Raw genomic sequence first — 9045 nt, 5'->3', positions numbered from 1 at the left:
ATAAGAATCTGAAAGCCCGGCATCTTCAATCATAGCTTCTATGCTTGTGAGAAACGCAATTTTCATATCAATCAATACCAGCCATTCATCTGTGACGCCTGCATGATCTTGAAATAGAGCCTTGATGTTGTCGGCACCTTTGCCTGAAAAATCATTGTCGCTCAGGTCTGCCATACCTTGGAACGCATTTTTCAGGTTCGTCATTTGGCTGCGCAATTCGTTGTATTCGTTTGCGCGTTGTTTGGCGGCAGAAAGCAGGGGGGGTGCTTCAAAGATTTTCATGCTCATATCCTTTCGCGATGAAATGTTATTCAAAATTTTACCACGTTAAAACCCGGAGAAAAATGAATATCTTTAAGAATTCGGAAATTACACAGATAAAAACACTTCTAGAGCGTAAAAAAGACAATGGCTGACTGCTGGCCATTGTCTTTTTTGATACTTTTTCTTAACCGGAATCCAAATTTCAGTACTGTGCTTTTCGTCAGTAATGTCAGCAGTTGCATCATATACCTCAATTTCAGGGCCTCCGGCAAGTTCATAACCGGCAGAAGGAAACAATCCTTTCCCGTGTGTTTTGCCCGGCGCCCTAACTGCTATGCCGCCCGAGGGACCGATATCGGCCCGCTTTGTTTCTCTGCGGCGACAAGATACGTAACCTCCCGGAGATCTCCGTTATAATCGGTACAAATACCGAGAAGGGAAGAGGAGTCAGCTGCCGCTGCAAGACGGTCCGTGTATTCAGTTCTCCCAAAACCAGAGCCGGCGACTTCGAAAGCTTCTTATTCCCTCATTGTGTAGTTCATTTCTTCTGCTCCCGTCACTTAGCAGCTCCGGCATAAGGCGCGTCTCCTCTCTGTCTTTAATGTCAGTGCCGGGATATACATTCCGGTCAGTGCCCGCCTGAGACAGGATTGTCATCTTATCAAAGCAAAAAAGCCCGCTCAAAGCGGACTCTTTCTTATATGACAGCATCAAATTGATTTACTTTCCAAACGTTGTTTTCTTTTACGAATGTGACATCACGTTTTGCTGACGGTGAACCGTCAAGCGTCGGTACTGTGAATCGGTATGTTTTTGCGCTTCCTTTATTAGAAAGGAGGGTCATTTTTGCTTTTTTCCAATTGAGGAGATTGTCTCCGTCGCCGACCGGTACAGCCAATTTTCCGTCTTTCACGGCGAAGTGATAATTTTTAAAGCCTTTGTCAATCGCTTGTTTTGTAAAAACAGGTGTCAAATATTTCACAGCTTTTGTTTTTGTGCCGAGCTCTTTGCACATAAATACATATTGCAGGTTTTGATATTCGAAGGGCTCAGATGTGCAGTTTGTATTTGATTTGTGAGTGCCGCCGCTCATTGTGTTCCAGAAATGCTCTCTTGCTGATAAGGCCAATTGCAGTGCTTGTTTTTGTGTAAGGTCATTAGATGTATTTTTTGCTGTTGCCACTGTGCCTAATGACAAGATCAATGTAATAGTCGTTAAAAATAATAGAAGTTTTTTCATGGATTTTTTCTCTCCTTCAATCAATCTCTTTCTCTTATGTTACAAATGTTACAATAATTACGGTAGGATTACAATACCTTTTCAGAAATATTTTCCGTACTTTTTATTTTTATGATGAATTTCCATTAACGGCGAAAATAAAAGATAGAGAGTTTCGTGTGAACAAAAGGTTTTTACAAGGTGTATGCTGAATTATAAAATGGAAGAAAACCGAAAAGGAGATCTTACATATGGAAGAACAAGATAATCGGGAGAAAGGCAGTGACAATCAGTCTGTATGGCGGTCGATGTCACTGTTTTTAGTACCGCTGCTGTTAAGCAATGTATTGCAGTCTGTGGGCCAATTAGTCGGAATGGTATTTGTGGGGAGGTGGCTCGGCGTCAATGCACTCGCCGCGGTTTCGTCTTTTTTTCCGCTCTTTTTCCTGCTGATTTCGTTTACGATCGGTATCGGCTCTGGGAGTTCCATTCTGATCGGGCAGGCTTTCGGCGCGCGAAACGAAGAAAGACTGAAAGCCATTGTCGGCACAACGCTGACATTTACCTTTTTGATCGGTGTCGTTCTGGCTGTTGTCGGAAGTGTTTTTACGCTTGATATTTTGCGGCTGATGGGAACGCCGGAAAATGTGATAGATGTCAGTGTCCGATATGCACGTATATTGTTCTGTGCGATGCCGCTGATGTTTTTATATTTTGCTTATACGACATTTTTACGGGGAACGGGAGATTCAAAGACGCCGTTTTACACATTAATTGTCAGCACTGTGATTAACATCGGGCTTTTGCCGCTGTTGATTCTCGGGCTTTTCGGGCTTCCGAAATCCGGCATTTACGGCTCGGCGTATGCAACCGTTATTTCAACGATTATCACATTTATTGTCCTTATGATTTATTTACGGAAAACGAAACATCCGCTCGCATTTGACCGGGCAGCGCTCCGCAGCCTGAAAATGGACAGAAAGCTGCTTGCGCTGCTGCTGAGGCTCGGGATTCCGTCAAGCATCAACATGATTCTCGTATCGCTTTCTGAAATAGCCGTTATTTCCTTTGTTAATCATTATGGATCAAACGCAACGGCTGCTTACGGCGTCGTCAATCAAGTGGCGAGTTATGTGCAGATGCCTGCCGTCAGCCTTGGAATCGCCGTTTCGATTTTTGCCGCCCAATCTATAGGGGCCAATGAATTCGGCCGTTTGAAACAAGTGATCAAAGTCGGTATCGGCCTGAATTATCTGATCGGGGGCGTGCTGATTATTTTGATTTATGCCTTTTCACGGCAGATTTTGGCTTTGTTTTTAACGGATCAAGATACGCTCCACATCGCCCACAGCCTCATTATGATTACCTTATGGAGCTATTTGATTTTCGGCCATGCTCAGATTGTCTCGGCTACAATGCGGGCGAGCGGCACGGTATTATGGCCGACAATCATCAGTATTTTTACAATTTGGGGTATTGAAGTGCCTGTCGCTTTTATTCTTTCTCATTATACGAACCTCGGCATTCTCGGCATTTGGGTCGGTTATCCGGCCGCCTTTGTCATCAGCCTTCTGCTGCAATACAGCTATTACCGGTTCGTGTGGAAGAAAAAACAGATTACCCGGCTGATTCAATAAGCTTTACAACACATCGCTCTGTTCAGGCAGGCGATGTTTTTTTGGCAGAAGGAAAATGCGTTTATAAAATGGAATTCCTATACATGCTATTAAACAAGAAAGGGCAGGTGGCTTATGACGATTGAACATACGACCTATTTAGGAGTTCCCGCAATCAGAGCCGGCAATGATCAGGCCGAATTTATCATTGTGCCGGAATGGGGCTCAAATGTTATTTCTCTTCAGGATAAAAAAACCGGTATGCGTCTTCTCAGGGAACCGAAGACGCCGGAGCAATTTCACGATACACCGATGCTTTTCGGAATTCCTGTTTTATTTCCGCCGAACCGGATTACGGACGGGACATTTCGTTTTCACGGCCGCACGTATCAATTTGATATAAACGAAAAGGATGAACATAACCATATTCACGGCTTTCTTTACAGTGAGCATTGGAAGGTTGTCACGATGAAAGAAGAGGATGATCAGCTATTGGCCGAAACAGAAATTGATCTTTCAAAGATTCCACGCGTATATGAGCAATTCCCGCATGACGCGATTGTCCGAATGTCGTATACACTGAAAGACAATGTATTTTCTCAGCGGGCGCTGATTATCAATAAAGGAACGGAAGCCTTTCCGTGGGGACTCGGGTATCACACCTCCTTTATCTTTCGTGAAGACAGCTCACGGCTTTTTTTGACGGCGGACCGAAAGTGGGAATTAAATGATCGCTTCGTACCGACGGGCAGTTTGCTGGATGTGCCGGATAAAGAAGCGTTTCAGGAAGGCATGTCTTTAAAAAACAAACAATTTGATGATGTTTTCCTTTCTTCAGGGCGAAACGGCGGAAAAAACGAAGCTGCCATATTCCATCCGAGTGAACAATTAACCGTTTTGTATCGGGCGGACCAGGCATTCAAACATTGGGTTGTCTACAATGGGGACGGGAAGCAGGGGTTCGTTAGCCTTGAGCCTTATACATCTGTCACTGATGCCTTCAATCTCAATCTGCCGTCATCGCTTACCGGATTGCAGATTCTGAAACCGGGCGGGGAAGCATCGGCGTCATGCGATATCATTATTCAGCGCGGGGAACAATAGGGGAGAGGCGGGATGAAATTGAAAAAACATATGAAACGCTGGGCCGCGGTGATGCTGCTTTTTGTCATTGCTGCGGTTCCTTATATTGATGATTCTGCCAAAGCGGTTGAAAAAAAAGGCGCTTTAACAGAGCAGCTTACAAAAATTCTTGAGGAAGAACCCGCCTTAAAAGGCGCCATAGCGGGTGTCAGCATTCGATCCGCCAAAACCGGAGAAGTTCTGTTCAGTCATCAGGAAGATGTGCGGCTGAGACCTGCATCCCTTATGAAGCTGTTGACGGCTTCAGCGGCGCTTTCTGTACTCGGCGAAGACTACACATTTAAAACAGAAGTGCGGACTGACGGCGCTGTCAAAGGAAAACAATTACACGGAAATCTTTATCTTGCGGGAAAAGGTGATCCGACCCTTTTGGCATCAGATTTTGACAAAATGGCAGAGCAGGTAAAAAAGGCGGGAATTAAAGTCATCAAAGGAGATGTAATAGGTGATGACACATGGTATGACCACATCCGGTATTCCGCTGACCTGCCATGGAGCGATGAAGATCAATATTATGGCGCACAAGTATCTGCCCTTACAGCTTCCCCTAATGAGGACTATGATGCAGGGACCGTGATTGCGGAAATCAACCCGGCTAAACAACCCGGCAAAAAGCCAAGCATTACGATTTCACCAAAAACGGGTGCCGTGCATGTGAAAAATGAAGTGAAAACCGTTGCGGCCGGCGAGAAAAAAGACTTGAAGATTGAGCGTGAGCACGGCGGCAATTTGATTACGGTAAAGGGAACGATACCGACCGACGCTGGAAAAACAAAGGAATGGGCCGCGGTGTGGGAACCGACGAACTATGCTTTAGATTTATGGAAACAATCGCTAAAAAAACAAGGCATTACCGTAAAGGGAAAAGTCAAACCCGGGAAAATGCCGCACCACACACAGCAGGTAACATCCCGAAAATCCATGCCCCTTTCAAAACTGCTGATACCATTTATGAAACTGAGCAACAACGGACACGCCGAAATCCTTATCAAGGAAATGGGAAAAGTGAAAAAAGGGGAAGGCAGCTGGGAAAAAGGATTGGAAGTGATGACCTCCCAGCTTTCAGCTTTCGGACTGAATCCAGACGAGCTGATCGCGAGAGACGGATCTGGCGTCTCCCATATTGACGGCGTATCCGCAGACCAAATCGGGGAGCTTTTATATGCGGTACAAAAAGAAAAATGGTTCCCGGCTTTGCTTCACTCGCTGCCTGTGGCGGGCTCAAGCGACAGAATGACGGGGGGCACGCTGCGGAATCGGCTGAAGGATACCCCGGCGGAAGGAAAAATCAAAGCGAAAACCGGTTCCTTAACAAGCGTCAGTTCCATTGCGGGCTATGCAGAAACAAAATCCGAAGATACATTGATTTTTTCCGTTCTTCAAAACGGTCTGCTTGATGAGGATGATGGAAAAGATATTGAAGATAAAATAGCCGTATTATTGGCGAATCAATAAGACGAAAGTGAAAATGGCCGGTCCGTAAAGGATGCGGCTTTTTTATATTTCGGAGCGGCATAGCCGAATTATTATCCCGCTATCATGAATCAATCTTTTCACAAAATAATTTCGCTTCATAATTTCTTGAGTTTCGAATTCTTTATGACACTTTCCTTTCTCAAAGGTTCACTGTTTTTTCACTTTTATCATAAAAACATTCTTCAGATGTAAAAAACAGTAAAATCAGTTCTTAGGAACGCTATGATTTTATTTTCAGAAGGTCATTAGATATACATTTTATTCCTTATTTTAGTTTTAAAGAACTAGTTTCTAGTATGCATACATGCTGTTTTACATGGTATAAAGATTATAGAAAACGAGAAAATCAGTGTGAAATATATACTATATTCTAAAAAATGTTAGAAAAAATTTAATTTTTTATTGTGATTTCTAAAATATGTTTTAAAATAATGCTTATATGGATGATTTAGTCATATGCTGTCGATTACAAACTGTAATTATTTCACTTTCTTATCCTCTTAAATTGAAATGGAGGTATTCCATTGGAAAACACTACTTACGCTTTAACCCATGCTCAAAGGAGAGTGTGGTTTACGGAATTGCTTGAGCCCGGCACGAGCATCTGCAATCTCGCAGCCTGTGTAAAATTCAGAGGTGAAATCGATCTTGACGTATTGCGCCGCGCTTTAGATTTTTCGTTTTCACGAAATGATTCGCTCAAATTTCAGCTGACAGAGGGTGACGGTTCAGAGCCTCAGCTGTATCTGGCTGAACACCGGCCGATTCCGCCGGAGATCATTGATTTTACAAATACCGATAAAACGCAGCGGGACAGCTGGATTGACGCACAGACTTCTATCCCGTTTAAACTCTTTCATTCACCGCTTTATCAATTTTCTCTGCTGTTAATGCCAAACAGAGAAGTTTGGCTTTATGCAAAATTTCACCATATTATCATGGATGGCATTTCGCTCAATCTGCTCGGTAATCAGCTGATTGACATCTATCAAAAGATGATTCGAAATGAAGCTTTGCCTGAACATCACGGACCTTCCTACCTCAGCTACATGGAAAAAGAGAAACAATACTTAGATTCTTCCCGTTTTGAAAAAGACCGTTTATTTTGGACACAATCTTACCAAACCGTTCCAGAACATTTTTCATTGGCGGAACAAGCCTCACATCAACGACAAAGCACTGAAGCTTCCAGAAACACACTTACTCTTTCACACTCCTTAGAACAATCAATCCGGCGTTTTTGTGAAGACCATCAAGTCAGCATTATTTCTCTGTTTATGGCTTCGTTATACATATGCATCAGCCGTCTGACGGCTAAAAAGGATATTGCTATCGGGACCTATTACGGAAACCGCGGCTCCCGGATGGAAAAGGACATGCTCGGCATGTTTGTCAGCACATTGCCGATCAGAATGACGACAGATCCTAAAACTGAATTTATTTCCTTTGTCCGCGGTGTGGGAAAAGAGCAGCTGTCTGTCATGCGCCACCAGAAATACCCTTACAATCTGTTAGTTAATGAATTAAGACAGACACACAATAACCTGCAAAATTTAATCGGCATTTCTATGCAATATCAGCCGCTTCAATGGCATCAAGCGGACGGCTTCGATTATGAAACGGCTATGTATTTCAGCGGCCATACCGCAAACGAGCTTTCCGTTTTGATTAAGGAACGGATAGACACAGGGATGATTCAGCTGAATTTCGATTATCAGTCCGCTTTGTTTACCGAAAACGCCATCAAACGGATTCAATCTCATTTGCTTACCATTGTTGAAAAAGCCATTGAGGATCCGAACCAGCTGATTCAAAACATTGATATGGCTGATACGGAAGAAAAGAATAGGGTTTTGTGTGAGTTTAACAAAACAGAGGCGTATGAACCGCCGGCTCCGACGCTTCATACACTGTTCACCCGCCGTGCCGCTCTGTCGCCGCATCTTCCCGCGCTCCGCTTTTCGGGCGGTGTGCTGACGTATGCCGAGCTTGATCAGTATTCAGACAGGCTCGCGGCACAGCTGCGGAAAAAAGGCGCTGCCAAAGAAAGCATCATCGGCGTGCTCGCTGAGCGTTCGCCGGAAATGGTGATTTCGGTGCTCGCTGTGTTAAAAGCCGGAGGCGCTTATGTGCCGCTTGACCCGGATTATCCTGAAGAGCGGCTGAGCTACATGCTGGCTGACAGCGGTGCCGCTCTTCTGCTCGCGCAGCCCGGATTGTCCGTGCCGGACTTTTCCGGGGAGACGCTTGAGGTCAGTCTTTCGTCTCTTGCGGAGGACACGTCGGAGACAGAGGCTGTCTCTGATGTGGCAGATGCCGATTCGCTCGCTTATATCATTTATACGTCCGGTTCCACCGGAACACCGAAGGGGGTTGCGGTCGAGCATCGCCAGGCCGTGGCCTTTTTATCCGGGATGGAGCGGCAGTTTCCGTTAACCGAAGAAGACATCATTGTCCTGAAATCATCCTTTTCCTTTGACGCCTCCATCTGGCAATTATTCTGGTGGACGCTGTCAGGCGCATCGGTGTATCTCCTTCCTTCCGGCGCGGAGAAAGACCCTGCCTTCATGACGGAATCCTTCGCGGCCGAATGCGTGACGACGGCGCATTTTATTCCGGCCATGGTCAACAGCTTTTTAGACGTGCTGGAGACGGAGACAGAGGAGAAAAGGAGACGTCTCTCCAAAACGCTCAAGCGTGTCTTTGCCGGAGGGGAAGCCCTGGCTCCCCTTACGGCTGCCCGATTCGCCGAGCTTCTCCCGGAGACAGCGCTTATTCACGGCTACGGGCCAACAGAAGCAACGGTGGATGCGGCATTTTACGTGTATGACCCGAAAACGGACAGCGGACGGACGCGGCTTCCGATCGGGAGACCCGTCCCGGGCGCGCGCCTTTATATTTTAGATGGTGAAGGGGCCGTCCAGCCGGCGGGCGTGGCCGGAGAGCTGTATATCGCAGGAACCGGCGTGGCGAGAGGCTATCTGAACCGGTCTGAGCTGACCGAAGAACGGTTTCTCGCGGATCCGTTTTACCCAGGGGAACGGATGTATAAAACAGGTGACATAGCCCGCTGGCTTCCTGAGGGGCTTGTTGAATGGCTCGGCCGTTCAGACGGGCAGGTCAAGGTTCGCGGCTACCGGATTGAACCGGGAGAAATCGAGGCCGTGATTCGGCAGATTGACAATGTGCGGGAAGCGGCGGTCACGGCCCGGACAGACAACGGAGACACCGAACTTTTCGCATACATTGAAGGGCGGGGCATGCAGGATGTACGGACAGAGCTCGCGAAACGGCTCCCGGCCTACATGATTCCGTCTCAGTTCATCG

7 protein-coding genes are annotated in these 9045 nt (G+C 46.0%); 4 read left to right on the top strand and 3 right to left on the bottom strand.

Going from position 1 to position 9045, the window contains the following annotated elements; all coding sequences use genetic code 11:
* The 3 genes from KY305_RS19585 to KY305_RS19575 all read right to left on the bottom strand — a co-directional run.
* On the bottom strand, positions 1-282 hold a 282-nt coding region (locus tag KY305_RS19585; RefSeq protein WP_262417889.1), incomplete at its 3' end, for a T7SS effector LXG polymorphic toxin.
* An 87-nt stretch (positions 283-369) separates the two neighbouring features.
* Entirely contained in the window at positions 370-561 is a 192-nt protein-coding gene (locus tag KY305_RS20440; protein ID WP_223063911.1) for a GyrI-like domain-containing protein, read from the bottom strand.
* 400 nt (positions 562-961) lie between these two features.
* Positions 962-1504, bottom strand: coding sequence for an IseA DL-endopeptidase inhibitor family protein (locus tag KY305_RS19575; protein ID WP_223063910.1), 543 nt, complete (start codon positions 1502-1504; stop codon positions 962-964).
* A gap of 230 nt (positions 1505-1734) precedes the next feature.
* Between KY305_RS19575 and KY305_RS19570 the strand changes: the two genes are divergently transcribed.
* The 4 genes from KY305_RS19570 to KY305_RS19555 form a co-directional block, all read left to right on the top strand.
* The gene (locus KY305_RS19570) at positions 1735-3120 is read left to right on the top strand and encodes an MATE family efflux transporter (protein ID WP_223063909.1); all 1386 of its coding nucleotides are present in this window, start codon (positions 1735-1737) and stop codon (positions 3118-3120) included.
* 114 nt (positions 3121-3234) lie between these two features.
* Positions 3235-4203, top strand: a complete 969-nt coding sequence (locus KY305_RS19565; RefSeq protein ID WP_223063908.1) for an aldose 1-epimerase — start codon at positions 3235-3237, stop codon at positions 4201-4203.
* 12 nt (positions 4204-4215) lie between these two features.
* Positions 4216-5697: a D-alanyl-D-alanine carboxypeptidase/D-alanyl-D-alanine endopeptidase gene (gene dacB, locus KY305_RS19560; RefSeq protein WP_396021549.1), complete on the top strand. Its 1482-nt coding sequence runs from the start codon at positions 4216-4218 to the stop codon at positions 5695-5697.
* 545 nt (positions 5698-6242) lie between these two features.
* A partial coding sequence (locus KY305_RS19555) for a non-ribosomal peptide synthetase (protein WP_223063907.1) occupies positions 6243-9045 on the top strand: 2803 nt, incomplete at its 3' end.

It is taken from the genome of Bacillus sp. YC2, from assembly GCF_019891195.1.
GTDB lineage: Bacteria > Bacillota > Bacilli > Bacillales > Bacillaceae > Bacillus.
Note: the sequence above shows the minus strand (reverse complement) of the source record. Positions and strands in the feature narration are given on the sequence as shown.

Bases quoted from the DNA above. Each gene is read 5' to 3' on its own strand.
- KY305_RS19575 (WP_223063910.1), bottom strand. From the start codon at position 1,504: ATGAAAAAACTTCTATTATTTTTAACGACTATTACATTGATCTTGTCA.
- dacB (WP_396021549.1), top strand. From the start codon at position 4,216: ATGAAATTGAAAAAACATATGAAACGCTGGGCCGCGGTGATGCTGCTT.
- KY305_RS19565 (WP_223063908.1), top strand. From the start codon at position 3,235: ATGACGATTGAACATACGACCTATTTAGGAGTTCCCGCAATCAGAGCC.
- KY305_RS19570 (WP_223063909.1), top strand. From the start codon at position 1,735: ATGGAAGAACAAGATAATCGGGAGAAAGGCAGTGACAATCAGTCTGTA.